We start from the raw sequence: 26,896 nt of genomic DNA, 5'->3' as shown, positions 1-26,896 counted from the left end.
CATGCTGACGGTTCTAGCGGAGTCGGCGCTGCGCTCCCTTCTGCTGGGAAGCGCGGTGTGGGTTGGCTTGAATCTTCTGCGTATTCGAAACCCGCAGGTGCAGATGACCGCCTGGGTGCTGGTGCTGGTGGCCTCGCTGGCGATGCCGCTTGTGATGCACTGGACCACGGTGACCATCACGGTGGCGCCGACGGCCGTGCCTTCGAGCGCCCAGTTGCCGGCGCCGTTGTGGCCGAGCGACATGCCGGAGATGGTGCCGCCGCCCGCGACGCCTGACGTGACGACCTCTGCCACGCCAAATGTCGCCCCGGGCGTGACACGTGTGCCAAGCCTTCCGCACGCCGGCATCAACTGGCTGGCGATCGCAACGGCGATCTATGCCTGCGTGGCCACCCTGCTGCTGCTGCGGCTCGCCATCGGCCTCGGCCTGACCTGGCGGCTGGCGCGTGCCGCCAGGCCGATCGACGACCCCATGGTCGGCGACGTTGCGCGGGTGCGCGTGAGCGAGATGATCGGCGGGCCCGTCACCTTCGGGACCACCATCCTGCTGCCGCCGCATCACATCGACTGGGACGGCACGACACGGCAGGCGGTGCTGGCCCATGAGGGCGCCCATGCCGCCAACCGTGATTTTTATGTGCTGCTGCTGGCCTCGCTCAATCGCGCGGTGTTCTGGTTCAGCCCGTTCGCCTGGTGGCAGTTGACCCGGCTGGCGGAGCTGGCCGAGATCATCAGCGACGACCAGGCGATGGAGACCTTCGAGGACAAACTGTCCTACGCCGAGATCCTGCTCGACATGGTGCAGACGGCGCGCCGCGCCCCGGCCGCCCTGCAGATGGCGCGCGCCTCCACCATCCGCCTGCGTGTCGAGCGTATTCTTGCCACGCCCCCGGCTGCCGCGCCGGCGGGATGGCGCAAGCGGATCTGGACCGCGGCCGTCGTCCTGCCGGTGGCCATCGCCTCCGCCGGCACCATCGCCTTCCGCTCAGAGCCGGTGTTCGTGCCGGCGATCGAAGGTGCGGGCGAAGCAGTAACTTCGTCGCACACACCGCAGCAGGCTGCGTTCTATGGGATGGGGCGGTTGATCTTCGCGGTGTTCCGTGACGGCGATCAGGTGTTCGGGCAACTGAGCGGACAGCGCAAGCTGCGGCTGACCGCGGACGGCGACGGCACCTATGCCTACCCGGCGCCCGGCGGTCGCATCGTCTTTGCGATGGGCGAGGATCAGCCGTCCGAGCTGATGCTGCGCCAGAACGGCGTGGAGACGCGCGCCAGGCGGATCACGGGCTTCGCGGCGAACGGACTCGTGGGATCGCAGTCGCTCGACACAACACAGCTCGATTCCTATGTCGGCGCGTACGAAGTGACGCCCGGCCGCGCGCTCACGGTCACCCGCGAGGGCGAACGGTTGATGCTGCAGGAGACCGGACGGCCGAAGGTCATGGTGTCCGCGCGCGGTGGTGATGCGTTCTCCGGCCGGCGCGACGACCTCGTCATTTTCCTGCGCGACGCGGAGACAAAGGTGGCACGCGTGCTGCTGCAGGAGCCGGTGTCCGACGTGCGCATCGCGTCGCGGATTTCCGCGGCCAAGGCCAAGGCGATCGACGAGGATTTCGCACGGCGCGTTGCCGACGTGCCGGAGCGCTTCCGCGACCAGAGCCCGCAACCGGGCAGCAAGGAAGCGGTACTGCGCGGGATTGAGGATATGCAACAGGGCAAGCCGAATTATGCGCGGATGAGCGCACAGCTCGGCAACAAGATCCGCAACCAGGCGGCGCAGCTGCAGCCGATGTTCGCGGGATTCGGTCCGGTGGAATCGATTTTCTTCCGCGGCGTCGGCCCCGGCGGCTATGACATCTATGGCGTGAAGTTCGCCAGCGGCGCCGCCGAATTCCGACTGCTGCTGACACCCGACGGCAAGGTCGACGATGTGCTGTTCCGTCCCGACGGCGACGAGGAGCTGGGACGGTTTGCCGCCTGTTCGGACGAGGCGACACTGCGCCCCCGCGATGGCACCGCGCCGATCAGCCTGTTGATCTACAACAGCAGTGGCCGGGAGATTCAGCTCTACGCCCTGGACGCACAGGGCAAGCGCATCTCCCATGGCACCATCGGCGACACCATGACGTCGATGCTGTGGACCACCGTGGACAGCCCCTGGGTGATCACGGATGCCGCGGGCCAATGCCTGGAGATCGTGATGACGGGCCAGCGCACGCGTTATCACACTGTCGAAGCACGTACCGGCACTCCATCGGAGCGGCAGGTGGCGCGCCGCAGCGCGCCGTTGGCCGGCAGCGAGGCGATGCTGCGGCACTACATCGAAGCGCTCAGCCGCGGCGAGCCGGACTACGATCGCATGACTTCGGAAGTGGCGACACAGACGCGCCAGCAATTGCCGCTCAACCAGGCGATCCTGACCCGGCTCGGCACACTGCGCGCGATGTCGTTCCGCGGCGTCACGGGGCTGGGCAGCGACATCTACATGGCCCACTTCGCCAACGGCACCGCGGAGTGGCGCATCAGCGTGGCGCGGGACGGCACGGTGGAGCGGATTGCACTGGGGCCGCAGTAGCACAAAACGCGTGCGTTGACGAATTGATGCGTACGACGCTGCCACACCTTCAGTGTCGTCGCCCGGTTAAACCCAGGCGATGACACTGTGGGGAGCGGAGACTCTTTCCAAAAATCTCCTCCCGGCAATAACGCACTCCTTGCACGCCTCCCTCCTTAATGCTACAATTCGTAACACTACATGACGTAACCATACATCCGAGGCTGCGCGGCAAACATGGCCGGCGCGAATGCCTCGTCACGTCCGAGGCCATGTTTGTCGAGGGATGGCATGAGCAGGTCGACACCAACTGACGCAGCGCTGGCGCTTCACCGGTTTGGGATGGGGCCGCGGCCGGGATCGATCGCAGCGATCGCAAGCGATCCGCGCGGGGCACTGATCGCGGAGCTGGAGAAACCAACTGCCGGCCAGGTGGCGGCCTCCGCGCTGCCGTCCAGCGGCAAAGCCTATCGTTTGGTCACCGACGCGAACGCGAAACGAGCGGCGCGTGCGGTCGTGGCCAAGCGGGAGCAGGACGCGGCAGCAAAACGCCAGACGGCAGACGCTTCGGCGAAAATGGAAACCGCGGGCGCGATGGTGGAGGCGGAAAAAGCCGCCGCCGAGGCCGTGCCCGATCCCGGGCGGCTGATCTATCTCGACGAAGCACGGGTGCATTACGAGGCGGCGCTGAACGCCGAGATCGGCTTTGCCGAACGTCTCGTGTGGTTCTGGTGCAATCATTTCTGCATCTCGGCCGACAAAGTGCAGAGCATGTCCGGCGCCTATGAGCGCGAGGTGATCCGCCCGCATGTGCTGGGACGATTCACCGACCTGCTGCTGGCGGCCGAGGGCCATCCGGCAATGCTGCTCTATCTCGACAACACCTTGTCGATGGGGGCGAACTCGATTGCCGGCCTCAACCGCACCCGCGGACTGAACGAGAATCTCGCCCGCGAAATCATGGAGCTGCATACGCTGGGTGTGCGCACCGGCTACACCCAGGCCGATGTCATCGGTTTTGCCAACGTGCTGACCGGATGGACGCTGCTGCCGCCGGGCGACAATCCCGAGCATGGCGGCGAGTTCAGCTTCAATCCGCGCCTGCACGAGCCGGGCGCGCAGACCATCATGGGCAAGACCTATGACGGCGACGATGCCGAGCAGGGCCGCACGGTGCTGCGCGATCTCGCGACGCATCCGGCGACCGCGACCCATGTGGCGGCCAAGCTGGCGCGGCATTTCGTTGCCGATCAACCGCCCGCCGCACTGATTGAGCGGATGGCGAAGGTGTTTCGCGACACCGATGGCGATCTCAAGGCAGTGGCCAAAGCGATGGTCACGTCGGACGAAGCGTGGGACGCGCCAGTCGCCAAGCTGAAGCGGCCAAGCGAATGGATTATCGCCATGGTGCGCGCCACCGGCTTGACGCAAGCCGATCCCGTGCGATTCACCGGCGGGCAAGCGCTGCTTGGCGAGCGTCTGTGGCGGCCGACATCGCCGCGCGGTTATCCAGACGATGAAGCGTCGTGGATCGACGGCGTGGGACGGCGGCTCGACGCCGCCAGCAATTTCGCCGAGCGCCTGTCGGGGCGGATCGATCCGCAGGACGTGATTGCCAACGTGCTGGGATCTGTGTCGCCGGAGGCGAAACAGGCGGTGGGCCGCGCCGAAAGCCGCCAGCAGGCGTTGGCGCTGCTGTTCATGTCGGCCGAGATGTTGAGGAGGTAACCATGGGTCTTCATCACCATTTACCAAGCCGCCGCGAAGCCCTGCTGGGCGCCGGCACGCTGTTCGCCTGGAGCCAGATGCCACGGCTGGCCCGCGCCGAGGGCCGCGATCCGCGATTACTCGTGATCGTGCTGCGCGGCGCGCTCGATGGTCTCGGCGCCGTCGCGCCAGTGGGCGATCCCGACTGGATAACACTGCGTGGCGACCGCGCGCTGGTGCTCGACGGCAAGACCCCGGCGTTGCCGCTGGATTCCTTCTTCGCGCTCAATCCGGCGATGCCGCAGCTGCATCGGCTCTACAAGGCGCAGCAGGCCACCATCGTGCACGCCACCGCGACGCCCTATCGCGACCGCTCGCATTTCGACGGCCAGGATGTGCTGGAAAGCGGATTCGCGCGGCCCGGCTCGGTCGACAGCGGCTGGCTCAATCGCGCGCTGCTGGCGCTGGCCTCCGACGGCCGGGTCGACCCGCGCGGCAGCCGCGCGCTCGGCGTCGGCGCCGTGACGCCGCTGGTGGTGCGCGGACAGGCGCAGGTGATGTCATGGGTGCCACAGCAACTGCTGGCCGCCAGCGACGACACCCAGGCTCGGCTGCTCGATCTCTATCGGCACACCGATGCCAAACTCGCAGCCGCGCTGGAGGCCCGGATTCGCCTGGCCGCGCTCGGTGGCGCCGGCAGCGTGATGGCCGACGATGCCCAGTTGCCACCGCCGGGCATCGCGCGGGTGCGTGCCTATTTCACTGACGCCGCCGGCTCCGCGGCACGCCTCCTGGCGAAAGCAGACGGCCCGCGGGTGGGCGCGCTGGGCTTTGTCGGCTGGGACACCCACATCAACGAAGGCGCGGCCATGGGCCAGCTCGCCAATCTTCTGGGCGCACTCGACGGCGCGCTGGCCGCGGTGGAAACCAACATGGGCGAGGCCTGGCGCGAGACCGTGGTCGCCGTGGTCACCGAGTTCGGCCGCACTGCGCGCATCAACGGCACCAACGGCACCGATCACGGCCAGGGCACCGTGGCCTTCCTCGCCGGCGGCGCACTACGCGGCGGGCGCGTGGTGGCGGACTGGCCGGGGCTGAAGACCGCGCAGCTCTATGAAGGACGCGATCTCAACCCCACCACCGATTTGCGCGCCGTGCTGAAAGGCCTGCTGCGCGATCACCTGCGCGTGGACGAACGCGTGCTCGCCACAAAGGTGTTTCCCGACAGCGCCGATGTGACGCCAACCGCGGGGCTTGTCGGATGATGGCGATGCTCTCGGGACGCGAACTGGAATTTCTGTTGGGTTTGAGCGCGAGCTGGCGGCAGCTCTATCGCCGCGAGCTCGCGCGTCTGTTGACAACGGAGGACACCCCATGCGGCGCCCGCCACGACGCCCGTTCCACAGCCTCGCCAGTGAATTGCTCGATATCGCAACAAACCGGACGCGGCCGGATCATGATGTTCACGCCAACAGAGGCGCGACGGAGTACGTAGAGCCTATCGCGCGTCATCCTTCTCCGGCATCGGGCGTACTGGATGCCCGCGTTCGTGGGCATGACACGGAATATATGGAGAAGCGTTTGCGCCCCTAATACTCCACCCGCATCAGATACAGCCCGTCCGGCGGCGCGACGGGGCCGCAGGCGGGGCGGGCGCGGGCGTCAAGGGCGGCTTTCAGATCGGACGCGCTCCAGCGGCCCTCGCCGACCCACACCAGCGAGCCGACCATCGAGCGCACCTGGCTGTGCAGGAACGAGCGCGCCGACGTCGTGATGTTGACGTTGTCGCCATCGCGCGCGACATCGAGCACGTCGAGTGTCTTGTCCGGCGATTTGGCCTGGCACTCGGTGTCGCGAAAGGTCGTAAAATCGTGCTTGCCGACCAACAGCTGGGCGGCCGCGTGCATCGCAGCCGTATCCAGCGGCTTTGGCACCCGCCAGGCCTGCCCGAGATCCAGGGTGAGATCGGCGCGACGGTTGATGATGCGGTAGAGATAATGCCGCTTGATGGCGGAGAAGCGCGCCTCGAAATCATCCGGCACGATTTCGGCCGAGAGCACGCCGATGGGATACGGACGCAGATGGGCGTTGAGGCCGTCGCGCACGCTGTCGGTGCGAAACGCCTTCGGCAGATCGAGATGGGCGACCTGGCCCTTGGCATGCACACCCGCGTCAGTGCGGCCGGCGCCGTGCACGCGCACGGCCTCGCCGCATAGCGCCCTTGCCGCGATCTCGAGCGCCCCCTGCACCGACAGCAGATTGTCCTGCAGCTGCCAGCCGCAGAACGGACGGCCGTCATATTCCAGGGTGAGCTTGTAGCGGGGCATCAGGCCAGCCGCAGCGGCGGCTTGAGCCGCGTGCCGTTGAGAAAGGCGTCCGCCTTCATCGGCGGCTTGCCGGCGCGCTGCAGCTCGATGATGCGGATGGCGCCATCGCCGCAGGCGATGGTGAGATGTTCGTCGAGCAAGGTGCCTGCGATGCCGAAGCCGGGCGCGAGTTCGCAGCGCAGCACCTTGACGCGCACCGCCTCGCCGTCGTTCGGGATTTCGCACCAGGCGCCGGGAAACGGCGACAGGCCATGGCAATGCCGCAGCACCTCGCGCGCCGGCTTGCTCCAGTCGATCCGCGCCTCGGCCTTGTCGATCTTGGCCGCATACGTGACGCCGTCTTCGCTTTGCTTCGTAAATTGCAGCGTGCCGCGCTCCAGTGCGCCCATGGCCCACGCCGTCAGGTCGGCGCCGATGCGCGAGAGCCTGTCATGCAGGTCGGTGGCGGTCATGGCGTCGGTCACAGTGACGCGTTCGGCCATCGCCACATCGCCGGTGTCGAGGCCGACATCCATCTTCATCACCATCACGCCGCTGTCAGCATCGCCGGCCATGATGGCGCGGTTGATGGGAGCTGCGCCGCGCCAGCGCGGCAGCAGCGAGGCATGCAGGTTGAAGCATCCCAGCGGTACGGCTTCGAGAATGGCCAACGGCAGGATCAGCCCGTAGGCGACGACGACGGCGGCATCGGCTTGATGTGCGGCAAATTCGGCCTGCGCCTCAGGTGTCCGCAACGTCTTCGGCGTCAGCACGGGAATGCCGAGGCTACGCGCCTCGCGCTCCACCGGCGTCACCTGCTCCTTCATGCCCCGACCCGCGGGCTTCGGCGCGCGGGTGTACACCGCCGCGATGTCGTGGCCATGGGCAACGAGTTCCAGCAGCGTCGGCACCGCGAAATCGGGCGTGCCCATGAAGATCAGGCGGAGGGACATGGCCGGAGATTCTTCCTTCGAGCGCTCTGAGACTACCCGCATTTTACGGACGTCTCATCCTCGGGGTGTCGAAACGCGTTGCAAACCGATGCGTACGCCTCACCCCACCCGCTTCGCGGCCTTGGTGAACTTCTTCAGCACGCGGTCGCGCTTCAGTTTGGACAGGTAATCGACGAACAGCACGCCGTTGAGGTGGTCGATCTCGTGCTGGATGCAGGTGGCGAACAGGTCGCTCGCCTCTTCTTCCCGCATCTTGCCGTCGAGGTCCATGTAGCGGAAACGCACGCTCGCCGGCCGCTCGACCTCTTCATAGTATTCCGGGATCGACAGGCAGCCTTCCTCATAGACCGACAGTTCCTCGGACACCGACAGGATCTCCGGATTGATGAAGACGCGGGGAGCCTTCTCCTCGCCCTCCTTCTTGGACAGATCCATGGTGATCAGGCGCAACGGCTCGGCGACCTGGATCGCGGCGAGCCCGATGCCGGGAGCGTCGTACATGGTCTCGAGCATGTCGTCGGCGAGCTTGCGCACCTGCGCCGTGACTTTTTCGATGGGTTTCGACACCAGACGAAGCTGCTTGTCCGGCAGGATGATGATTTCACGAATGGCCATGGCGCGCGATGTAATCCGGGCTCAGCCCGCGGTCAATCACGGCAACGCGGCCACGCACCATCGGCGACGTGGACGGTATTAACCTGGCGTTAACCATGATTTTTAACGATGGATTAACCATAAATGTTCCCTCTTCGTTCGCATTCAGAGGCGAATCGGGCTAGAAGGGCGAGATGAACGAGATCCTTTTTGTCATCGACGACACGCCGATCCGGACGGGCATGGTGTTGCTCGCCTTCGGCGGACTGGTGCTGGCGCTGCTACTGACCATCACCATCGTGATCGCCCGCGGCAGCGGCCGCAGCCAGGCCGCAGCGATGGCCCAGGCGATCCGCGCCGATGAGCTGGAGGAGCGGGTGTCCGAACTGCTGCGCGCACAGGACCAGGCGCAGGGCCGCGTCGATGCCATGGGGCAGGCGCTGGCCGGACGGCAGGCGGAAATGGCCCGTGCGGTGAGCGAGCGGCTGGATGCGGTGGGCCATCGCGTCGGCCAATCCATGGAGCAGACCACCCGCAACACGGCACAGAGCCTGCATGCGCTGCATGAGCGGCTCGGCATCATCGACAATGCCCACAAGAACCTCACCGATCTGACCACCCAGGTGACGACGCTGCGCGACGTGCTCGCCAACAAGCAGTCGCGCGGCGCGTTCGGCCAGGCGCGGATGGAAGCCATCGTGCAGGACGGCATGCCGAAAGGCAGTTACGAATTTCAGCACACGCTCTCCAGCGGCAAGCGGCCGGACTGCGTGGTGTTCCTGCCGGACCAGCGCCCACTGTGCATCGATGCCAAATTTCCGCTCGAGGCCGTCACCGCGCTGCATAATGCCCGCTCCGACGACGACAAGAAAATCGCGACCCAGCGGCTGCGCCAGGACGTGATGAAACATGTCGGCGACATCGCGGAGAAGTATCTGATCCCGGGCGAGACCCAGGATACCGCGCTGATGTTCGTTCCCTCGGAATCGGTCTATGCGGAAATCCATGACGGCTTCGACGACGTGGTGCAAAAGGCCTATCGCGCCCGCGTGGTGCTGGTGTCGCCGTCGCTGCTGATGCTGGCGATCCAGGTGATGCAGCAGATCCTCAAGGACGCGCGGATGCGCGACGCCGCCGACCAGATCCGCACCGAAGTGATGAACATGATGGGCGACGTGGAGCGGCTGCGCGACCGTGTCAGCAAGCTCGGCAGCCATTTCGACCAGGTCAGCGAGGACGTCCGCCAGGTGCTGATCTCGGTCAACAAGATCGGCAAGCGTGCCGCCAAGATCGAGGAGCTGGATTTCAGCACCCCGGCCGAGGCCGAAGCACCGCCGGCCAAAGCCGCGCCGGAATTGTTCACCGTCCCGACCGCGCGCAAGCTGCGGGCGGGGGAATGACGGAGACAGCCATGACCACGCCTTATGATCGCCTCGCGGCCCTCGGACTGACCTTGCCGCAAGCGCCGGCCGCAGCCGCCAACTACCTGCCGTTTCTGCGCCACGGCAACGATCTCTACATCGCGGGCCAGGGACCGTTCGATTCCACCGGGAAACTCCGCACCGGCAAGGTGGGCCGCGACCTCACCGTGGAGCAAGCCTATGACGACGCCCGCGTCACCGGCCTCAATGTGCTGGCGCAGGTGCATGCGGCGACCGGCGATCTCGGCCGCGTGGTGCAGGTGGTCAAGGTGCTCGGCATGGTCAACGCCACCGAGGATTTTCGGGATCATCCCAAGGTGATCAACGGCTGTTCGGATTTGTTCGTCGCGGTGTTCGGCGATGCCGGGCGACATCCGCGCTCGGCGGTCGGCATGGGCTCGCTGCCGATGGGCATCAGCGTCGAGGTCGAGGCGATTTTCGCCATCCGCTGAGATCCCTCGCGGATTTGCCACATTGGCCCTCCCCGGCCAAATCAGATAGGGGGAAAGCGATGACGTCAGCCCCCGACGAGAGTGTCGTTCAACCGGTCAGCCGTCCCTCATGGCGCGCGGCCATGGCGGTGTACCTGCAGCCGCGGGTGCTGATCGTGCTGTTCCTCGGCTTCTCCTCCGGCCTGCCGCTGGCGCTGTCCGGCTCGACGCTGCTGGTGTGGATGCGCGAGGCCGGCGTCGACCTGCGTACCATCGGGCTGTTTGCGCTGGTGGGGACGCCCTACACCCTGAAATTCATCTGGGCCCCGCTGGTCGACGCGCTGCATATTCCTGTGCTCACCCGCTGGCTCGGCCGCCGCCGCGGCTGGCTGGTGTTTGCGCAACTGCTGCTGATCGCCGCCATCCTGCTGCTGGCGATCGCGGACCCCGCCCGCGCGCCGCTGCATGTCGCCATCGGCGCGCTGCTGGTGGCCGCCGCGTCCGCCACCCAGGACATCGTGGTCGACGCGTTCCGCGTCGAGAGCCTGCCGGAAAGCGAACAGGCCGCCGGCATGGCCGCCTATGTCGCCGCCTACCGCATCGGCATGCTGGTATCGACCGCGGGCGCGCTGTTTCTTGTGAGCGGCATTCAAGGCACCGGGCTCGATGCGGCGGCGAGCTGGAAGTGGGGCTATGTGGTGATGGCCGCCATGGTGCTGATCGGCACCGTCACCGCGCTGGTGGCCACCGAGCCCGGACAATCGGCCCGCGCCGACGCCGCGATGGGCGGCAAGACCAGCATGGCACGGGTGATCGAGGCCGCGCGCGGCGCGTTCTCCGAATTCCTGATGCGCAAGGACGCGGCCGCGGTTCTGCTGTTCGTGGTGCTGTTCAAATTCACCGACGCGTTTTCCGGCACCATGACCGCTCCGTTCGTGATCGACCTCGGCTTCAGCCGCAACGACTACGCCGCGATCGTCAAGGGCGTCGGCCTTGCCGCCACGCTGCTCGGCGGCTTCGCCGGCGGCTTTGTCGCCCGCGCCTATTCGCTGCCGGTGAGTCTCTGGATCGGCGGCGTGGTGCAGGCGCTCGCCAACCTGTCGTTCTCCTGGCTGGCGATCGTCGGGGTCAATCAATACGCGCTGGCGGTGGCAATCACCGCGGAGAATTTCACCAGCGCCATCGGCACCGTGATCTTCGTGGCGTATCTCTCGGCGCTGTGCAAAAGCCCGCTGCACACCGCCACGCAATATGCGCTGCTCACGGCGCTGGCCGCAGTCGGCAGGACCTATCTCTCGTCTGGCGCGGGTTTTGTCGCCACCGCCACGGGATGGCCGCTGTTTTTCGTCATCTGCGTGCTGGTGGCGATCCCGAGCCTGATCCTGCTGGCGTGGCTGCAGCGCCGCGGGCATTTCGAGACGCTGGGGAGGCCGGGGTAAGCAGGTAACGGCCAGCTATTTTTTGTCATTTCGGGGCAGCGGATTCGTGAGCGAAGCTTTCATCACCAGCAAAGCTTCCTTCAACGGCGGCAGATCATCCTTCAAGGCTTTCCAGATGATCCGACTATCGACGCGCTGGTACTCGTGCCGCAGAATGTTGCCGATACCCGCTATATCTTTCCAGCGAACTGCCTTGTGCTGGGACTTCAGGTCACGGCTGAGGTGACGACTGGCCTCAGAAATCACCTCGATTCCCCGCTCCACTGCGGAGCGCAGCAGCCAGGATCGCTCGTAATCACGATAGGATTTTCGACTTACGGCCTTTTCGATGCCCCGAATGCTCTCGAGCATGTCGTGAATGCGCAACATCGGATCACGACTCGGCATTAAAAGACTCGCGCGGCCTCGGCTTCGACTCGTCTCCGGATCAGCGGGTGAAGCCCCTTGCGTGTGGTGAGATCCACATTGACGCCCAGATTTTTCTGCAGCAACCGCTTCGCGGCTACCAGATCAAACGCATTGAACCTGCTGCGTGGATCGTAGTCGATAAACAGGTCGAGGTCGCTCTTGGCACCGGCCTCATTCCGGGCCGTTGAGCCGAACAGGTAAAGCGACGTCGCGCCGCGCGCCTTGAGGGCGTCAGCAAAAGTGCGAAGTTTCCTAAGAGCCTCTGCCCGCTTCATGGCGTCATCCTATCACAAATGGATAGGAAGCGGCAAAGTGCTGAGTAGCTATAAATCGACGTCTTTTCAGTGGCATGAAGTCAAGACGTGGATGCCCACAACAAGTGCGGGCATGACGGAGAAATTGGTGATCTCCGAGTTCCTACAACCTCAATGACTCGTCACCAAACTCCACTTCGAGACGATGGCGTCGCTCATCTGGCCGGCGAGTTCGGCGCAGGCCATCTCATCCGCCTTTATCGAGACCTGCTTGCCGATGAAGCTCTTCAGCCGGCTGGCTTCGGCATCGTTGCTGGTGACGATCTGGAAGGTCTCCGGGCCCGTCTCCAGATTGCACAGGCCGTTCGGGCCCGGCAGCTTGCGCGGTTCGGTGACGAGCTGGAAGGTGTTGATCCGCTTGCCCTTGGGATCGCGGCTGCGCATGGCGCGCAGTTCGCCTGACAACACGCCGCCGCTCTTGATCGCTTGCTGTGCCGAAACCTCGACCGACGCCACCGTCATGGCGGAGGCAATCACGGCAGATGCGAGAAGGGCTTTGGACAGAGTCAGGAGCATGATGCGGTCTCGTTCAAGTCTCGGTTGTTGATGTGTCTGTTGTTTTTCTGGGTCGCAGGTTCAACTCGGATCGCTTAAAAATCAGAACAGGGTCCGCTGCCGCATTGCCGCCGACAGCGTCCCCTCGTCGAGGTAATCCAGTTCGCCCCCCACCGGGACACCGTGCGCCAGCCGGGTGATCTTCACCTCGGCGTCCTGCAAGAGGTCAGTGATGTAATGCGCCGTGGTCTGGCCGTCGACGGTAGCGTTGAGCGCGAGAATGATTTCGCTCACCTGCTTGTCGTGGGCGCGCGCCACCAGCCCGTCGATGGTCAGATCCTGCGGGCCCACACCGTCAAGCGGCGACAGCGTGCCACCAAGCACGTGATAACGGCCCTGTGTCGCGACCGCGCGCTCCAGGGCCCAGAGATCGGCGACATCGGCGACCACGACGATGATCGAGGGATCGCGCCGGTCGTCAGTGCAGACCGAACATGGATTTTGTGTGTCGATGTTGCCGCAGGTCTTGCAGACCTGGATGCGATCAATCGCGACCTGCAGCGCGCCGGCGAGCGGCGCCATCAGCGCCTCGCGCTTCTTGATCAGATGCAGCGCCGCGCGCCGCGCCGAGCGCGGGCCGAGCCCTGGCAGGCGCGCCAGCAGCTGAATCAGACGTTCGATTTCGGGGCCGGCGACGGCAGTCGGCATGTCGGGCGGAACTCTTTGAGCACGCGAATCACGGGATATTATTAGTCGACAGCGCCCCGGATGTCGCTTCCCCGGACATCGCTTCGCTCATCCGGGCACTACGATCGACTCTATCAACTCTGGATTGTAGCCCAGGTGAGCGCAGCGAGACCCGGGATCGGGCGCGACCAAAGTATGAGGCGACGATCAGGTCAACCCGAGGCTTTAGGTCAGCCCAGGACTTTAAGTAAGTCCAAGGCCCGGCGGCAAACCCAGACCACCGGTCAGCGCTTGCATCTTTTCCTGCATCGCCGCCTCCGCCTTGCGGCGCGCATCGTTAAGGGCCGCGACCAGCAGGTCCTCGAGGATCTCGCGGTCATCTGGCTTGATCAGCGACGGGTCGATCTTGACGGCCTTGACCTCGCTTTTCGCCGTCATCCGCACGCTGACAAGACCACCGCCGGCAATACCATCGACCTCGACCTGCTCGAGCTCGTCCTGCATCGCCTTCATTTTCGACTGCAGCTGGGCCGCCTGTTTCATCATGCCGAGAAAATCAGCCATTTTGTCCTCTTGGGTGCCTGTTGGGTCCGCTTCGCGATCATTCGAGATGATCCCGCGCATTCAAATCGAAACGCTCTTTTTCTGGAGCATGATCTCTTCGGAAAACCGGCATCCACTTTTCCGGATCATGCTCTAATCGTCGTCGCTGTCGCCGTCGATTGGTTCAACGGCATCTTCGGAATCGGCGCTCGACACTTGCGCCGCCGGCGTATGCCTGACTTCGACAATGCGCGTGCCGGGGAACCGCGACAGCACGTCCTGCACCCGCTGATCGGCCTCGGCCACCCGCTCGCGTTCGCTGCGGATCATCTCGCGCTGCGTCCGCAGCGTCGGCTCGCCCTCGGCATTCGACACCACGATGACCCAGCGGCGTTCGGTCCACAGCTCCAGCTTGCGCTGCAATTCATTCGGCAGCGCGCGCGGCGCGCTTGGTTCCAGCGCGAACTCGAGCTTGCCGTCTTCCATGCGCACAAAGCGCACGTCGCGCTCCAGCGTCTTTTGCATCATGATGTCGCGCTTGCCGACGAAAGCCACGAATTCGGGAAATGTGCGCAGGGCGATCGCAGGCGTGGTCTGCGCCTGCGGCACAGGCGCAATCTCCATCCGCGGCGAGGGGTCGGCGCTGGCGCGCAGGCCGGACACGATGGCCCTCGGCGCCATGCCGGAGTCGGCGCGCGCAGACGAACTGCTGCTGGCGACCGCATGCGACGTCGCACTGGCGACCGGCGCGGGCGCACCGCGCGACGACGCGCTGCTTGCACTCACTGACGACGATGCGCCGCCGTTCTGCTCGATCATCCGGATCGCTTCATCGGGCGTCGGCAGATCGGCGACATAGGCGATCCGCACCAGCACCATTTCGGCGGCGGCCTGCGGTCGGGTCGCGCCCTGCACTTCCGCGATGCCTTTGAGCAGCATCTGCCACATCCGTGACAGCACCCGCATCGACAGCTTGGCGGCGAACTCGCGGCCGCGCAGGCGCTCGGTCTCGCCGAGCGACAGATTGTCGGCGGTGGCCGGCACCACCTTGATGCGGGTGATGAAATTGACGAACTCGGCGAGGTCGCTCAGCACCACCACCGGATCGGCGCCGGTGTCGTACTGGTCGCGGAACTCCTTGAAGGCGGCGGCGATATCACCGCGCGCCAGCGATTCGAAGAGATCGATGACGCGGGTGCGATCGGCAAGGCCGAGCATCTGGCGGACATCGTCGGCGCGCACGGTTCCGGCCGCATGCGCGATGGCCTGGTCGAGCAGCGAGAGCGAATCGCGGACCGAGCCTTCCGCCGCGCGGGCGATGGCGGCAAGCGCTTCCTGCTCGATTTCGACCTGCTCTTTTTTGGCGATGTTACCGAGATGGGTCATCAAGACGTCGGCATCGACGCGGCGCAGATCGAAGCGCTGGCAACGCGACAGCACCGTCACCGGAACCTTGCGGATTTCGGTGGTGGCGAACACGAACTTGGCGTGCTCCGGCGGCTCCTCCAGCGTCTTGAGGAAGGCGTTGAACGCCTTCTCCGACAGCATGTGGACTTCGTCGATGATGTAGACCTTGTAGCGCGCGCTGGACGGCGCATAACGTACACCGTCAGTGATCTGGCGCACGTCGTCGATGCCGGTGTGGGAGGCGGCGTCCATTTCCAGCACGTCGATGTGCCGGCTTTCCATGATGGCCTGGCAGTGCACGCCCGGCACCGGCATCTGGATGGTCGGGCCCTTGGCTGAGCCGTCCGGCAATTCGTAATTCAGCGCCCGTGCCAGGATGCGCGCGGTGGTGGTTTTGCCCACGCCGCGCACACCGGTCAGGATCCAGGCCTGCGGAATCCGCCCGGCCTCGAACGCATTCGAGACGGTGCGGACCATGGCCTCCTGGCCGATCAGATCCTCAAATGTCGTGGGGCGGTATTTGCGCGCCAGCACCCGATACCCGCGGCCGGAACCCGATGCGTTCTGGGTGTTCGCATCGGCTCCGGAAGGTCCAGCATCAGCCATTCGAACGGTCCGCGTGTCTCTCAAGGTCTGGATTGCCGCGCGCTGCGCGTCGCAGAAATATAGAGCGTTTTCGGGCGAGGGGAAAACCGTTTCGCCCAAAAGCCGCGGAATAGCTCCGCGGGTTTCATATCTGCGGGGTTAAAGTAGGAGACTGACGAGCGACCCGATCCGGACCTCGTTAGGGCTGCTTCCTTCCGGACCTGACCCGGTTGGCGAGTGGCTCGTCCACCGCCAATCTCCCACCCCTATTTGGGGCCAAAGCGGCCGGAAAGCAAGCGCGACTCGCCGACATCTGCTAGGCTCGGGGTCAAGATTCACCCTGGGAAATGCATGTCGGCCGCCGCCCCCACCTGGTTGCTCCATTCGCAGCTCGAAAAAGACACCATCAATGTCGGCGATCTGCCGCTCAGCCGCGTGCTGGTGATCAAGGACGCCAATTATCCCTGGCTGCTGCTGGTGCCCCGCAGGATCGATGCGGTCGAAATCATCGATCTCGACGAGGTCGAACAGGCGCAATTGATGACCGAAATCACCCGCGTGTCGCGGGTGCTGAAAGAGGTCACCAAATGCGACAAATTGAACATCGCCGCCCTGGGAAATCTGGTTCCGCAGCTCCATATCCACATCATCGCGCGGCGCCCGAGCGATGCCGCCTGGCCGCGGCCGGTCTGGGGCGTGGCGCAGGCGCTCAACCACGATCCGCAGGAAGTTGCGGCCTTCATCAGTGCGCTCCGGCGCAAAATCTGGCTCGGCTAAATCATCTCGGCTCATAATCAATGATAACAAACACCACGTTTCCGGTCGGCTCACCGGGCTTTTCAACTCATCCCATCGACCGCGCGGCTCATCTTCGTGACGACACCGACAAATTGCTCGCAATGGAAGAGCACCGCGACGCCCGCGCCTATGTGGTGCATCGCGATTCGCTGCTGATCAAAAAGAACGGCGAGCGCCCGACCGCCGCGCTGACGCTGAAAGAGGCACGCGACTACGGCGCCAATCCCGGCACGGTGTTCCTGGGGCTGCGCGACGGCAAGCCGCTCTTCGGCATGGGCATCCCCGCGAATGCGGTCGAGACACTGATGACACGCAGCGATGTCGCGGCCTCGGACCTGCGCGGCGCGATCACTCAGGGCCTACTGCCGGCCGACGAGCTCTCCACCATCGCGATGGCGAAATCGCTCGTGACCTGGCACCAGCGCAACGGTTTCTGCGCCAATTGCGGCCAGCGCAGCGCGATGTCGAGCGGTGGCTGGCGGCGCGATTGCCCGAACTGCAAGACCCAGCATTTCCCGCGCACCGACCCGGTGGTGATCATGCTGGTCACAAACGGCGAAAAGTGCCTGCTGGGACGGCAATCACAGTTTCCCACCGGCATGTGGTCGTGTCTTGCCGGCTTTGTCGAGATCGCCGAAACCATCGAGGACGCCGTGCGCCGCGAGGTGCATGAGGAAGCCGGCGTCCGGGTGACGGACGTCGCCTATTATCATGCGCAGCCCTGGCCCTATCCGTCGTCGCTGATGATCGGCTGCATCGCGCACGCCACCACCACCGACATCGTGGTGGACAAAACCGAACTGGAAGACGCACGCTGGTTCGATCGCACCGATGCCGAACTGATGCTCAAGCGCGAACATCCCGGCGGCTTCCTGGGCCCGCATCCCGTCGCCATCGCCTATCATCTGCTGGCGCAGTGGGCGAACAAGGCCGGCTGAACCGCGCACAGCGGACGACTCATGACTGACGCAAAATCGCGGCCGCACATTCTCTGCCTGGGAATCCCGACCCGCGACATGCTGTTTCGGATCGGTGCGTTGCCGGCGCGCGGCCACAAGCTTCCGGCCGATCATTTCGATCAATTCAGCGGCGGCAACGCCACCAATGCAGCGGTCGCGATCGCGCGTCTCGGCGGCAAGGTGCGTCTCGCCGGACCGATCGGCGACAACCCGGCGGATACCCAGTTCATTCTCGATTTGCTGACGCAAGAAGGCGTCGAGACAGAGCATCTCGTGCGCGTGGCGGGCGCGCAGACGCCGATGTCCAGCATCTGGATCGATGCCGGCGGTGAGCGCACCCTGGTGATCTACCGCGATCCTAAACTGTGGAGCGTGACGCTGCCGGACAACGACACGTTGCTCGACGGCGTCGACGCGGTGCTGACCGAAAGCCGCTGCAGCGATTTCGTCGCTGCGACTTGCGCGGAGGCGCGCCGGCGCGACATCGCCGTGGTGCTCGATGCCGACCGCGTGATGGCGCTCGACGAGCCGCTGCTCACGATCTCCAGCCATGTGATTTTCTCGGCCGAAGCGCTGACCGCCACCGCCGCAACCGGAGATCTGACTGGCGCACTGAAGCGCATCGCCGAGTTGACGACAGCCTTTCTGGCCGTCACCGATGGCGCCGAAGGCACGCAGTGGCGCGACCAAACCGGCCAGATCCGCCATACGCCGGCCTTTCCGATCCAGCCCGTCGATACCCTGGGCGCCGGGGACGTGTTTCACGGCGCTTTTGCCCTGGGAATCTCCGAGGGGCAGGATATTTCCTCGGCTCTGAGGCTCGGCTCCGCCGCCGCGGCGCTGAAATGCACCCGGTTCGGCAGCGCTTATGCCGCTCCGCAACGTGCTGAAGTTGAAGCGCTTTTGGCTGAAACCGCCGCAACCTGAACGGTTCTAAGGCCCGAGGCCTTGCGTGAGAAGAATTTTCTATATAAGAGGTAGATTATCCTCACTATTGGAAAAAAGTTCTTCGCCATGTCCGATCTTGCCCTCGCCGTCACCGAAACCAACCGCCGCCTGGACGCCATCGACCGCAAAATCCTGACCGTTCTGCAGGACGACGCCTCGCTGTCGGTCGCCGAAATCGGCGACCGGGTCGGCCTGTCGTCGACCCCCTGCTGGAAGCGGATCCAGCGGCTGGAGGCCGAGGGCATCATCCTGCGCCGGGTGGCGCTGGTGGATCAGAACAAGATCGGCCTGGGGATTTCGGTGTTTGTCTCGATCGAGAGCGGCGACCACTCCGACGCCTGGCTGAAGAAGTTCGCCGAGGCGGTCAGCGCTATGCCCGAGGTGATGGAATTCTACCGGATGGCCGGCGACGTCGACTACATGCTGCGCGTGGTGGTCGCCGACATGCAGAGCTACGACGTGTTCTACAAGAAACTGATCAGCGCGGTGCCGCTCAAGAACGTGACCTCGCGTTTCGCGATGGAAAAGATCAAGTCAGTGACGGCACTGCCGGTGCCGCCGGCGACGGCGGCGTGAGCGGCGGGCGCAACAACATCAGCTGTCATCGCCCGGCTTGACCGGGCGATCCAGTAGGCGGCACGGCCGATTGTTAAAACGCTGAGCCAAAAGCGGCCGTCGCCAAGCTTTGGTCACAGACGCATTGATGAAGCATTTCAAGTCTCAGCGCTTCTGCGACCGGCTGGATTAATTGGTCGCACGAGCCGCACACCCTCACCGTACGCACCTACCCCGCTTTTTACCTGACCTTATTTCTTTTGCCCGATCATCCCCTGTCGTGTGGACAGGACGTCGCGCGTGGGACGAAGGCTGCCGATCTGGTTCAATGCGGGCGCGCTGCTGCTGGTGAGCTGGATCGCCGTCGCTTCGCTTTCGCTGCGATTGCCGGCCGGCGCCGAGGTTGCCGCCGTGGTGTTTCCGCCCTGGTGGAGCGCACAGCAGGCCATGACGGCGACCGCATCCGCCAACGCCGCCGTGATTCGCACCGGCATCCTCCCCGCCATCCTGATCGTACAACTCGCCGGACCCGACGGGCTGCAGCGGCTGCGCGACGCCGGCGTCTGGCTGGCGCTCGACCCGCGGGCAATCGGTGGCTGCGCCCCGCCATGACCTTCCACCCAAAATGACATTTCACATCACAAGCTGGTTTTGAGGTCGACGATGCGTGACGAGACTGCCGACATGAACGCCTTGCGCGAGACCGCGAGCCGGGCGCTGATCCTGCTACTGTGGGTGCACGTGCCGCTCGCCGCCTGCATCGGGGTGATGCGTGGCACGGACTGGCTGTGGCCGGCGGCGCTGATGGCGGTGCTGGCGATCCTTCCGACGCTGTCCTGGCGCAGCGCCGGCAGTTCGCCATCGACCCGCCTGCTGGTTGCAGTGGCGCTGATGGGGGACGTGTCGATCTTCGTTTACCAGCTGTCGGGCCATCCCTGGCAGCCGGACATGCATATGTATTTCTTCGCGGCGCTGGCGACACTCGCGGCCTACTGCGACTACCGTCCGATCCTCGCCGGGACCGTCGCGGTCGCGCTTCATCACCTCTCGCTGAATTTCCTGTTGCCCGCGGCGGTCTATCCCGGCGGATCAGATCTCGGCCGCGTGGTGCTGCACGCCGTCATCCTGATTGTCGAAGCGGCCGTGCTGGTCTGGCTTGCGCTGAAACTCGGCGAACTGTTCGAAACCGCGGCGGAGAAAGCCGCCGAAGCGGACACCGCCCATGCCGACCAGGACCGCGCCGACGCCCAGCGCGAAGCCCAGCGCAAGGCCAAGGACGAGCGGGAAGCGGCGATGCACGCGCTGGCCGCGGAACTCGAACACAAGATCGGCCGCATTGTCGAGGCGATCGCGGTCGCCGCCACCGACATGCAGACGATGTCCAAATCGATGAGCGGCACGTCTGAAGAGGCGACGCGGCTGGCGGCCGCGGTCGCGACAGCCTCCAACCAAGCCTCGGCCAGCGTGGACAGCGTCGCCACCGCGACGGAAGAGCTGACCGCGTCGATCAGCGAGATCGGCCAGCAGGCGATCCGCTCGACCGAGATCGCCGGCAAGGCCTCCGACGAGGCCGCCCGCACCAACACCATGGTCGGGGGCTTGTCGGCGGGCACCGAGAAGATCGGCGAGGTCGTCACCTTCATCCGCAACATCGCCAACCAGACCAACATGCTGGCGCTGAACGCGACCATCGAAGCGGCGCGCGCCGGCGAGCATGGCCGCGGCTTTGCGGTGGTGGCGGGCGAGGTGAAGGCGCTGGCCAGCCAGACCGCAAAGGCGACTGAAGAAATCTCCAGCCAGGTCCAGGGCATCCAGACCGCAACCCGGGATGCAGTGGCGGCCATCCAGGCGATCTCCGGCACCATCCGCGAGATCAATGCCATCTCCGGCGCGATCGCCTCAGCCGTGCGCGAGCAGGACGCCGCGACCCGGGAGATCGCCGTCAATGTCGATCAGGTGGCGCAGGGCACCCGCGGCGTCAACACCAACATCATGGGCGTCACCCGCTCGTCAGGCGATGTCGATGCGGCGGCGACGAAGTTGCTGGATGCGGCGACGGGGCTGTCGTCGCAGTCGGAACGGCTACGCACGGAGATCAATGGATTTGTGAGTACGATCCGGGTGGCTTAGCGGTGTCGGAGCTTTAGGGGGCAATACGCCGCCACACCCACATCCGTCATGCCCGCGCTTGTCGCGGGCATCCACGTCTTAACAGCGCTTCAAGTAAGAAAGGCGTGGATGCCCGGCACAAGGCCGGGCATGACGCCGAGAGTGGAGTGAGGCCTACGCGATAACGCGTCCAACCCGTAGCCCGCATGAGCGGAGCGGCCTCAGATCTTCTGATTATACTCGCCGACCTCGGGATGCGTCCGCAGCACCGAGTCCATGGCTTCGAACAGGTCGCGCATGCGCTGTTCGGAGACCGGACTCTCGACCACCACCACGAGCTCCGGCTTGTTGGAGGAGGCGCGCACCAGGCCCCAGCTACCGTCTTCCACGGTGACGCGTACGCCATTGACCGTGACCAGGTCGCGGATGGCTTGCCCTGCGACCTTGGCGCCCTTGGCCTTCGCGTCCTCGAAGTGTTTCACCACCTGCTCGACAATGCCGTATTTGGTCTCATCCGCGCAGTGCGGCGACATGGTCGGCGACGACCAGGTCTTCGGCAGCGCATTCTTCAGGTCCGACATCTTCTTGCCCGGGGCGCGGTCGAGCATTTCGCAGATCGCGATCGCCGAGATCAGGCCATCGTCATACCCGCGACCGACCGGCGCATTGAAGAAGAAGTGGCCGGACTTCTCGAAACCCGCCAGCGCCTTGAGCTCGTTGGTGCGGCGCTTCATGTAGGAATGCCCAGTCTTCCAGTAGGTCGCCTTCGCGCCCTGCTTGATCAGCACGGGATCGGTGACGAACAGCCCGGTCGACTTTACGTCCACCACGAACTGCGCATCCTTGTGCAGCGCCGACATGTCGCGCGCCAAGAGCACGCCGACCTTGTCGGCGAAGATCTCCTCGCCGGTATCGTCGACCACGCCGCAGCGGTCGCCGTCGCCGTCAAAGCCGAGACCGACATCGGCCTTGTGCTCCAGCACGGCGTCGCGGATGGCGTGCAGCATTTCCATGTCTTCGGGATTGGGATTGTATTTCGGGAACGTGTGATCCAGCTCAGTGTCGAGCGGGATCACCTCGCAGCCGATTGCTTCCATCACCTTGGGCGCGAAGGCGCCGGCGGTGCCGTTGCCGCAGGCGACCACGACCTTCAGCTTGCGTTTCAGCTTCGGGCGGTTGGTCAGGTCGGCGATGTAACGATCCGGGAAATTCTCGTGAAACTGATAGGAGCCGCCGACCTTGTTCTTGAAATCGGCATTGAGCACGATTTCCTTGAGCCGGTTCATCTCGTCGGGGCCGAAGGTCAGCGGGCGGTTGGCGCCCATTTTGACGCCGGTCCAGCCATTGTCGTTGTGGGAGGCGGTGACCATCGCCACGCAGGGCACGTCGAGCTCGAACTGGGCGAAATAGGCCATCGGCGTCACGGCGAGGCCAATGTCGTGGACCTTGCAGCCGGAGGCCAAAAGGCCCGAAATCAGCGCGTATTTGATCGAGGCGGAATAGCCGCGGAAATCGTGGCCGGTGACGATTTCCTGCTTCTGGCCGAGTTCGGTGATCAAGGTGCCGAGCCCCATGCCCAGCGCCTGAATCCCCATCAGGTTGATTTCCTTGCTGAACAGCCAGCGCGCATCGTATTCGCGGAACCCGGTGGCCTTCACCATCGGCTCGGATTCATAGGCATAGGTATTCGGGGTCAGCGCGGATTTCGGCTTCGGAAACATCAAGGAGCCTCTTGGGAAAAAGAATTGATCGTGAAGGCTAGCGGAGGTCGGGACGACTGGAAAGACCTCCGAAAGACGCCAAACAGGTGGGCAGACCACGGTAGGTGTCAATTGCGGCGCAAAGGTAGCAGCCGCATCGCTCTCCGATGAAACGTATATGACGGATTTATTCCAGCACCATCTGGCCGTTGGCCATCTCGAAGCGCTTCAGCTTCGACAGATACGACAGCCCCAGCAGGTTCTCGCTGAGCACGCCGTCGGGCAGCACCATGGCGTCGACATCGCGCACCACCAGCCCGCCGATGTCGACACTGGCCAGCCGCACCCGCGCCGCTTTGACCTGGCCGTTGGCGGTCGAGACGGTCGCGTTGTAGTCGCCGCGGGAGGGACGCTTGCCGATGCGCGCGGCGTCGTTCTCGGTGAGCGCGATCACCGAAGCGCCGGTGTCGACCATGAAGGAGAGACGCTGGCCGTCGATGCGGCCGTCGGTCTGGAAGTGGCCGCGGTGATCGCGCGGGATCTTGACGGTGCGGCCGCCATTGTCCGGCTGGGCCTGCGCCACAGTGACCGGCGCGGACTTGACCGCTGTCGCGTTGGCCGTCCCAGCCGAACTGATCTTGTCGGCCATCTGCGCCATATAGGTGCCGGCCACGACCAGGATGACGGCGAAGATCATCAAGTTACGCATCACGCACACGCCTGTCCAAACGCCACAACCTGGATCAAACCACGCCTGCAGAGGTGCCGGCGTGAACGGCAATCCGGAAGCCTCCTATTTTGGCGAAAAGAGTGAGTGAAGCGTTAATGGGAGGCGGATGAGGGAGAGGTGGTGTTTAACCGTTGGGGGATGCGCGCAGCCGCGGCTGGGATTCGAGGCGCTTCTGCACCCGCGGTGTCATCGTCCGGCTCGACCCTACGATATGCACACATCTCATCGGAGCGTTTTCACAGGGCCCCAAAAGTTGAGCCTTTTCAAGCTTTGCACTCGAAGCCTGTTACTAGATTTTCCCGAAGCATGGGGTCAGCTAAGTGTTTGATGCAGAGTCTGTTTTTGAGATGTGTGAATCTTGTAGGGCTCGACCGGACGATCCGGTAACCCCGGTGCGCATAAGGGATGAACGAGTCTGTGACCTGCGCCTGCGATGGCCGCTTTCGACTCAGCAATCCATAAACAACCATGTCGCCTACTGGATCGTCCGGTCGAGCCGAACGATGACACTGAAAATGGAGAAGCGCCTCCTGCACACAACAAAGAAGCCCCCGCCCGCGCATCCCGACCATGCGACCGCGCATCGCCGTCCCCTCACGTCCCCCTGGGCTTCGCCCGCCGCGTCGGCGCGGCGGTGGTAGGGTCGTCGGGCCAGGGGTGGCGGGGGTAGCGGCCGCGCAGATCGGAGCGGACGGCGGCATAACTGCCGCGCCAGAAGCCGGGGAGATCGCGCGTCACCTGGACCGGGCGGTGCGCCGGCGACAGCAGTTCCACCACCAGCGGTACGCGGTCCTGCGCCACCGACGGATGGCGGTTGAGACCGAACAGTTCCTGCAGCCGCACCGAGATCTTGGCGCCCTCTTCCGCCTCGTAATCGATCGGGATCATCGACCCGGTCGGCGCCTCGAAATGGGTGGGCGCCTCGCGGTCGAGCCGCGCGCGCAGGTCCCAGGGCAGCAGCGCCATCACCGCGTCGGAGAGATCGCCGGCGGAGATTTGCGCCAGCGATGTCTTGTCGAACAGCGCCGGCACCAGCCAGTCCTCGCGCCGCACTGCCAGCGCGGTGTCGGAGAGGTCGGGCCATTCGTCCGGCGACGCGGCGCGCAAAAACATCACGCGGTCGCGCCACTGTTTCAGTGGTTTCGACCAGGGCAGCCGCTCGATGCCGCGCTCGATCAGGCCGTCCGCAAGCACCCGCGCACTCTCGGCCGATGGCGTGATCGGCAGCGGATGCTCCGACAGGGTGATGGCGTGCAGCCGCTTGCGACGGCGCGCGCGCAGCGCCATGGCGCTGCGGTCGAACGTGATTTCATCATCGCTTTTGATATGGCCGGCAAAATGCGCCTCGATCTCGACAAGTGTGACCGGCGCGGCCAAAAGAATACGCCCCTGTGCCGCCGTGCCGGTCAGTTCGGCCACCGCGACATAAGGCGCACGCGCCAGCCCCGAGGTCTGCTCGATGGCGGCGCCGCGCCCGTTGGCCAGCACGAAGCTGCCATTGCCGCGGTTACGCGCGACCCGATCGGGAAACGCAAACGCCAGCATGACGCCGGTCGACGGTGCCGCATCGTCCTCAGCCACGCGCTCGGCGGCGGCGACCTGAGAGGCCCAGCGTTCCGCCAGTTGGCGCGCCGCCGCGCCGCGCGGCGAACGATCCCGGCGAAACTGATCCAGCCGCACATCGAGATCGACGCTGTCGCCACCGAGCCCGCGTTCGGTGAGGATGGCCGATATCGCGGCGGCGTCTTCGCCGGCGCCGAGGCGATGGGAATCCACGATCATGCGGGCCAGCCGCGGCGGCAGCGCCAGCGCGCGCAGGCTCTTGCCTTCGCTGGTGATGCGGCCATCGGCATCCAGCGCGTCGAGCTCTTCCAGCAGCGACCGCGCCTCGCTGAGCGCCGGTGTCGGCGGCGGATCGAGAAACGCCATTGTCGCGGGATCGCTGACGCCCCAGTGCGCGAGATCGAGCAGCAGCGGAGACAGATCCGACGACAGGATTTCCGGGCGGGTATAGGCCTCCAGCGACACCGTTTGCGGCTCGTCCCAGAGACGGTAACAGACGCCGGGCTCGGTGCGGCCGGCGCGGCCACGGCGCTGGTCGACCGCGGCGCGCGAGGCGCGGATGGTTTCCAGCCGTGTGAGGCCGATGTCGGGCTCATACCGCGGCACCCGCGCGAGACCGGAATCCACGACGATGCGCACGCCCTCGATGGTGAGCGAGGTCTCCGCAATCGAGGTGGCCAGCACCACTTTGCGGGTGCCCTTCGGCGCGGGCGAAATCGCGCGGTCCTGCGCGCCGGCTTCCAGCGCGCCAAACAGCGGCACGATGTCGATGGCCGCGTCGTGAATACGCTCACTCAGGAAGGTCTGCGTGCGGCGGATTTCGGCGGCTCCGGGCAGGAACGCCAGCACCGATCCCGCGTCCGCACGCACGGCCGATGCGATGGCATCCGCCATCTGCCGCTCGATGGTCTGGTCCGGCTTGCGCCCGAGATAACGAGTCTCGACCGGAAACGCGCGTCCCTCGCTGGCGATGACAGGTGCATCGCCCAGCAGCTTGCCGACCCGCGCACCATCGAGCGTTGCCGACATCACCAGGATGCGCAGGTCTTCGCGCAGGCCCTGCTGCGCATCCCGCGCCAGCGCAAGGCCGAGGTCAGCATCCAGCGAGCGTTCGTGGAACTCGTCGAACAGCACGGCGGCGATGCCTGTGAGTTCCGCGTCGTCCAGGATCTGCCGTGTGAAGATGCCTTCGGTCACCACCTCGATGCGCGTTTTGCGCGAGATCTTCGAGCCGAAACGCACGCGATAACCGACGGTGTCGCCGACCTTTTCGCCGAGCGTCTTGGCCATCCGCTCGGCGCTGGCGCGCGCGGCGATCCGCCGCGGTTCCAGCATGATGATCTTCTTGCCGCCAATCCACGGCGCATCGAGCAGCGCCAGCGGGACGCGGGTGGTCTTGCCGGCGCCCGGCGGCGCCACCAGAACGGCTGATGTGCGCGTCGCAAGCGTCGTTTCGATCTCGCTGAGCACGGCGTCGATCGGAAGCGGGCTGTCGAAGGAGCGCAAGACTAAAACCGTGGCTGCGCCGCGGACATGGTTAATGCCGAGGCTTGTTTGCGGCAGGGTCATACCAAAGTGGCTAGTGCCGCCGATTTGAAGTTCCTACCACACGTGCGGCAAGCTCGTCGTGGAACTTCAAATCGAAAAGCGGCACTAGAATCATAGATTTGCGAGTGTCCTGATCGAATTC

General features: G+C 65.0%; 24 protein-coding genes and 1 other RNA gene. 12 read left to right on the top strand and 13 right to left on the bottom strand.

Annotation, left to right across the window (positions count from 1 at the left end):
* Position 1 precedes the first annotated feature (1 nt).
* From RS897_RS13580 to RS897_RS13570, 3 genes are all read left to right on the top strand, one after another.
* Positions 2–2,575, top strand: a complete 2,574-nt coding sequence (locus RS897_RS13580; RefSeq protein WP_315837046.1) for a M56 family metallopeptidase — start codon at positions 2–4, stop codon at positions 2,573–2,575.
* Positions 2,576–2,845: 270 nt separating this feature from the next.
* Complete coding sequence (locus RS897_RS13575; protein WP_315837045.1) at positions 2,846–4,282, top strand: DUF1800 domain-containing protein; 1,437 nt, start codon at positions 2,846–2,848, stop codon at positions 4,280–4,282.
* A 2-nt stretch (positions 4,283–4,284) separates the two neighbouring features.
* Complete coding sequence (locus RS897_RS13570) at positions 4,285–5,526, top strand: DUF1501 domain-containing protein (protein ID WP_315837044.1); 1,242 nt, start codon at positions 4,285–4,287, stop codon at positions 5,524–5,526.
* Between the two features lie 324 nt (positions 5,527–5,850).
* Here RS897_RS13570 and truA read toward each other — a convergent pair whose 3' ends face one another.
* The 3 genes from truA to def form a co-directional block, all read right to left on the bottom strand.
* The gene (gene truA, locus RS897_RS13565; RefSeq protein WP_315837043.1) at positions 5,851–6,588 is read right to left on the bottom strand and encodes a tRNA pseudouridine(38-40) synthase TruA; all 738 of its coding nucleotides are present in this window, start codon (positions 6,586–6,588) and stop codon (positions 5,851–5,853) included.
* Complete coding sequence (gene fmt, locus RS897_RS13560) at positions 6,588–7,520, bottom strand: methionyl-tRNA formyltransferase (protein WP_315837042.1); 933 nt, start codon at positions 7,518–7,520, stop codon at positions 6,588–6,590. Before fmt ends, truA begins: the two co-directional genes overlap by 1 nt.
* A gap of 99 nt (positions 7,521–7,619) precedes the next feature.
* Positions 7,620–8,135 carry a peptide deformylase gene (gene def / locus RS897_RS13555; RefSeq protein ID WP_315837041.1) on the bottom strand — a complete coding sequence of 172 codons (516 nt, stop codon included), beginning with the start codon at positions 8,133–8,135 and terminating at the stop codon, positions 7,620–7,622.
* A 173-nt stretch (positions 8,136–8,308) separates the two neighbouring features.
* On the opposite strand from def, the gene RS897_RS13550 reads away from it, so the two are divergent.
* The 3 genes from RS897_RS13550 to RS897_RS13540 are packed head-to-tail and all read left to right on the top strand — an operon-like array spanning position 8,309 to position 11,405.
* Positions 8,309–9,514, top strand: coding sequence for a DNA recombination protein RmuC (locus tag RS897_RS13550; RefSeq protein WP_315837040.1), 1,206 nt, complete (start codon positions 8,309–8,311; stop codon positions 9,512–9,514).
* Positions 9,515–9,525: 11 nt separating this feature from the next.
* Positions 9,526–9,987 carry a RidA family protein gene (locus RS897_RS13545; RefSeq protein WP_407654483.1) on the top strand — a complete coding sequence of 154 codons (462 nt, stop codon included), beginning with the start codon at positions 9,526–9,528 and terminating at the stop codon, positions 9,985–9,987.
* A gap of 59 nt (positions 9,988–10,046) precedes the next feature.
* Positions 10,047–11,405: an AmpG family muropeptide MFS transporter gene (locus RS897_RS13540; RefSeq protein WP_315837038.1), complete on the top strand. Its 1,359-nt coding sequence runs from the start codon at positions 10,047–10,049 to the stop codon at positions 11,403–11,405.
* A 15-nt stretch (positions 11,406–11,420) separates the two neighbouring features.
* Here the strand turns inward: RS897_RS13540 and RS897_RS13535 are convergent, their stop codons facing one another.
* The 7 genes from RS897_RS13535 to ffs all read right to left on the bottom strand — a co-directional run bounded on the left by RS897_RS13535 (position 11,421) and on the right by ffs (position 16,105).
* A complete protein-coding gene (locus RS897_RS13535) occupies positions 11,421–11,792 on the bottom strand; it encodes a HepT-like ribonuclease domain-containing protein (protein ID WP_315837037.1) in 372 nt (123 codons plus the stop codon).
* Positions 11,792–12,088 (bottom strand): nucleotidyltransferase family protein, encoded by a 297-nt coding sequence (locus RS897_RS13530; protein WP_315837036.1) that lies wholly within the window; start codon positions 12,086–12,088, stop codon positions 11,792–11,794. The genes RS897_RS13535 and RS897_RS13530 overlap by 1 nt, the downstream gene beginning before the upstream one ends.
* A gap of 150 nt (positions 12,089–12,238) precedes the next feature.
* On the bottom strand, positions 12,239–12,643 hold the full coding sequence (locus RS897_RS13525) for a hypothetical protein (RefSeq protein WP_315837035.1): 405 nt from the start codon (positions 12,641–12,643) through the stop codon (positions 12,239–12,241).
* Between the two features lie 81 nt (positions 12,644–12,724).
* On the bottom strand, positions 12,725–13,330 hold the full coding sequence (gene recR, locus RS897_RS13520) for a recombination mediator RecR (protein WP_315837034.1): 606 nt from the start codon (positions 13,328–13,330) through the stop codon (positions 12,725–12,727).
* Between the two features lie 222 nt (positions 13,331–13,552).
* A complete protein-coding gene (locus RS897_RS13515; RefSeq protein WP_315838633.1) occupies positions 13,553–13,873 on the bottom strand; it encodes a YbaB/EbfC family nucleoid-associated protein in 321 nt (106 codons plus the stop codon).
* 132 nt (positions 13,874–14,005) lie between these two features.
* Positions 14,006–15,865, bottom strand: a complete 1,860-nt coding sequence (locus RS897_RS13510) for a DNA polymerase III subunit gamma/tau (protein WP_315837033.1) — start codon at positions 15,863–15,865, stop codon at positions 14,006–14,008.
* Between the two features lie 143 nt (positions 15,866–16,008).
* An RNA gene (gene ffs / locus RS897_RS13505) (signal recognition particle sRNA small type) lies at positions 16,009–16,105 on the bottom strand.
* A gap of 90 nt (positions 16,106–16,195) precedes the next feature.
* Between ffs and RS897_RS13500 the strand changes: the two genes are divergently transcribed.
* The 6 genes from RS897_RS13500 to RS897_RS13475 all read left to right on the top strand — a co-directional run bounded on the left by RS897_RS13500 (position 16,196) and on the right by RS897_RS13475 (position 21,234).
* Entirely contained in the window at positions 16,196–16,621 is a 426-nt protein-coding gene (locus RS897_RS13500; RefSeq protein WP_315837032.1) for an HIT domain-containing protein, read from the top strand.
* Positions 16,622–16,641: 20 nt separating this feature from the next.
* Positions 16,642–17,580 (top strand): NAD(+) diphosphatase, encoded by a 939-nt coding sequence (gene nudC, locus RS897_RS13495; RefSeq protein WP_315837031.1) that lies wholly within the window; start codon positions 16,642–16,644, stop codon positions 17,578–17,580.
* Between the two features lie 21 nt (positions 17,581–17,601).
* On the top strand, positions 17,602–18,528 hold the full coding sequence (locus RS897_RS13490; protein ID WP_315837030.1) for a sugar kinase: 927 nt from the start codon (positions 17,602–17,604) through the stop codon (positions 18,526–18,528).
* 87 nt (positions 18,529–18,615) lie between these two features.
* Positions 18,616–19,125, top strand: coding sequence for an Lrp/AsnC family transcriptional regulator (locus tag RS897_RS13485; protein ID WP_315837029.1), 510 nt, complete (start codon positions 18,616–18,618; stop codon positions 19,123–19,125).
* Positions 19,126–19,404: 279 nt separating this feature from the next.
* Positions 19,405–19,716: a hypothetical protein gene (locus RS897_RS13480; protein ID WP_315837028.1), complete on the top strand. Its 312-nt coding sequence runs from the start codon at positions 19,405–19,407 to the stop codon at positions 19,714–19,716.
* A gap of 51 nt (positions 19,717–19,767) precedes the next feature.
* Positions 19,768–21,234 (top strand): methyl-accepting chemotaxis protein, encoded by a 1,467-nt coding sequence (locus RS897_RS13475; RefSeq protein ID WP_315837027.1) that lies wholly within the window; start codon positions 19,768–19,770, stop codon positions 21,232–21,234.
* A 200-nt stretch (positions 21,235–21,434) separates the two neighbouring features.
* Here the strand turns inward: RS897_RS13475 and RS897_RS13470 are convergent, their stop codons facing one another.
* From RS897_RS13470 to hrpB, 3 genes are all read right to left on the bottom strand, one after another.
* Positions 21,435–22,934 carry a phosphomannomutase/phosphoglucomutase gene (locus tag RS897_RS13470; protein WP_315837026.1) on the bottom strand — a complete coding sequence of 500 codons (1,500 nt, stop codon included), beginning with the start codon at positions 22,932–22,934 and terminating at the stop codon, positions 21,435–21,437.
* Between the two features lie 166 nt (positions 22,935–23,100).
* Entirely contained in the window at positions 23,101–23,622 is a 522-nt protein-coding gene (locus RS897_RS13465) for a TIGR02281 family clan AA aspartic protease (RefSeq protein WP_315837025.1), read from the bottom strand.
* Between the two features lie 615 nt (positions 23,623–24,237).
* Complete coding sequence (gene hrpB, locus RS897_RS13460; RefSeq protein ID WP_407654481.1) at positions 24,238–26,712, bottom strand: ATP-dependent helicase HrpB; 2,475 nt, start codon at positions 26,710–26,712, stop codon at positions 24,238–24,240.
* Positions 26,713–26,896: the final 184 nt, after the last annotated feature.

The organism is Bradyrhizobium prioriisuperbiae (assembly GCF_032397745.1).
In the GTDB taxonomy this organism is placed as follows: domain Bacteria; phylum Pseudomonadota; class Alphaproteobacteria; order Rhizobiales; family Xanthobacteraceae; genus Bradyrhizobium_A; species Bradyrhizobium_A prioriisuperbiae.
Note: the sequence above shows the minus strand (reverse complement) of the source record. Positions and strands in the feature narration are given on the sequence as shown.

What these genes read in the sequence shown, in the direction of transcription:
- RS897_RS13580 (WP_315837046.1), top strand. Translation starts at nt 2, where the DNA reads ATGCTGACGGTTCTAGCGGAGTCGGCGCTGCGCTCCCTTCTGCTGGGA.
- RS897_RS13575 (WP_315837045.1), top strand. Translation starts at nt 2,846, where the DNA reads ATGAGCAGGTCGACACCAACTGACGCAGCGCTGGCGCTTCACCGGTTT.
- RS897_RS13570 (WP_315837044.1), top strand. Translation starts at nt 4,285, where the DNA reads ATGGGTCTTCATCACCATTTACCAAGCCGCCGCGAAGCCCTGCTGGGC.
- truA (WP_315837043.1), bottom strand. Translation starts at nt 6,588, where the DNA reads ATGCCCCGCTACAAGCTCACCCTGGAATATGACGGCCGTCCGTTCTGC.
- fmt (WP_315837042.1), bottom strand. Translation starts at nt 7,520, where the DNA reads ATGTCCCTCCGCCTGATCTTCATGGGCACGCCCGATTTCGCGGTGCCG.
- def (WP_315837041.1), bottom strand. Translation starts at nt 8,135, where the DNA reads ATGGCCATTCGTGAAATCATCATCCTGCCGGACAAGCAGCTTCGTCTG.
- RS897_RS13550 (WP_315837040.1), top strand. Translation starts at nt 8,309, where the DNA reads ATGAACGAGATCCTTTTTGTCATCGACGACACGCCGATCCGGACGGGC.
- RS897_RS13545 (WP_407654483.1), top strand. Translation starts at nt 9,526, where the DNA reads ATGACCACGCCTTATGATCGCCTCGCGGCCCTCGGACTGACCTTGCCG.
- RS897_RS13540 (WP_315837038.1), top strand. Translation starts at nt 10,047, where the DNA reads ATGACGTCAGCCCCCGACGAGAGTGTCGTTCAACCGGTCAGCCGTCCC.
- RS897_RS13535 (WP_315837037.1), bottom strand. Translation starts at nt 11,792, where the DNA reads ATGCCGAGTCGTGATCCGATGTTGCGCATTCACGACATGCTCGAGAGC.
- RS897_RS13530 (WP_315837036.1), bottom strand. Translation starts at nt 12,088, where the DNA reads ATGAAGCGGGCAGAGGCTCTTAGGAAACTTCGCACTTTTGCTGACGCC.
- RS897_RS13525 (WP_315837035.1), bottom strand. Translation starts at nt 12,643, where the DNA reads ATGCTCCTGACTCTGTCCAAAGCCCTTCTCGCATCTGCCGTGATTGCC.
- recR (WP_315837034.1), bottom strand. Translation starts at nt 13,330, where the DNA reads ATGCCGACTGCCGTCGCCGGCCCCGAAATCGAACGTCTGATTCAGCTG.
- RS897_RS13515 (WP_315838633.1), bottom strand. Translation starts at nt 13,873, where the DNA reads ATGGCTGATTTTCTCGGCATGATGAAACAGGCGGCCCAGCTGCAGTCG.
- RS897_RS13510 (WP_315837033.1), bottom strand. Translation starts at nt 15,865, where the DNA reads ATGGCTGATGCTGGACCTTCCGGAGCCGATGCGAACACCCAGAACGCA.
- RS897_RS13500 (WP_315837032.1), top strand. Translation starts at nt 16,196, where the DNA reads ATGTCGGCCGCCGCCCCCACCTGGTTGCTCCATTCGCAGCTCGAAAAA.
- nudC (WP_315837031.1), top strand. Translation starts at nt 16,642, where the DNA reads ATGATAACAAACACCACGTTTCCGGTCGGCTCACCGGGCTTTTCAACT.
- RS897_RS13490 (WP_315837030.1), top strand. Translation starts at nt 17,602, where the DNA reads ATGACTGACGCAAAATCGCGGCCGCACATTCTCTGCCTGGGAATCCCG.
- RS897_RS13485 (WP_315837029.1), top strand. Translation starts at nt 18,616, where the DNA reads ATGTCCGATCTTGCCCTCGCCGTCACCGAAACCAACCGCCGCCTGGAC.
- RS897_RS13475 (WP_315837027.1), top strand. Translation starts at nt 19,768, where the DNA reads ATGCGTGACGAGACTGCCGACATGAACGCCTTGCGCGAGACCGCGAGC.
- RS897_RS13470 (WP_315837026.1), bottom strand. Translation starts at nt 22,934, where the DNA reads ATGTTTCCGAAGCCGAAATCCGCGCTGACCCCGAATACCTATGCCTAT.
- RS897_RS13465 (WP_315837025.1), bottom strand. Translation starts at nt 23,622, where the DNA reads ATGCGTAACTTGATGATCTTCGCCGTCATCCTGGTCGTGGCCGGCACC.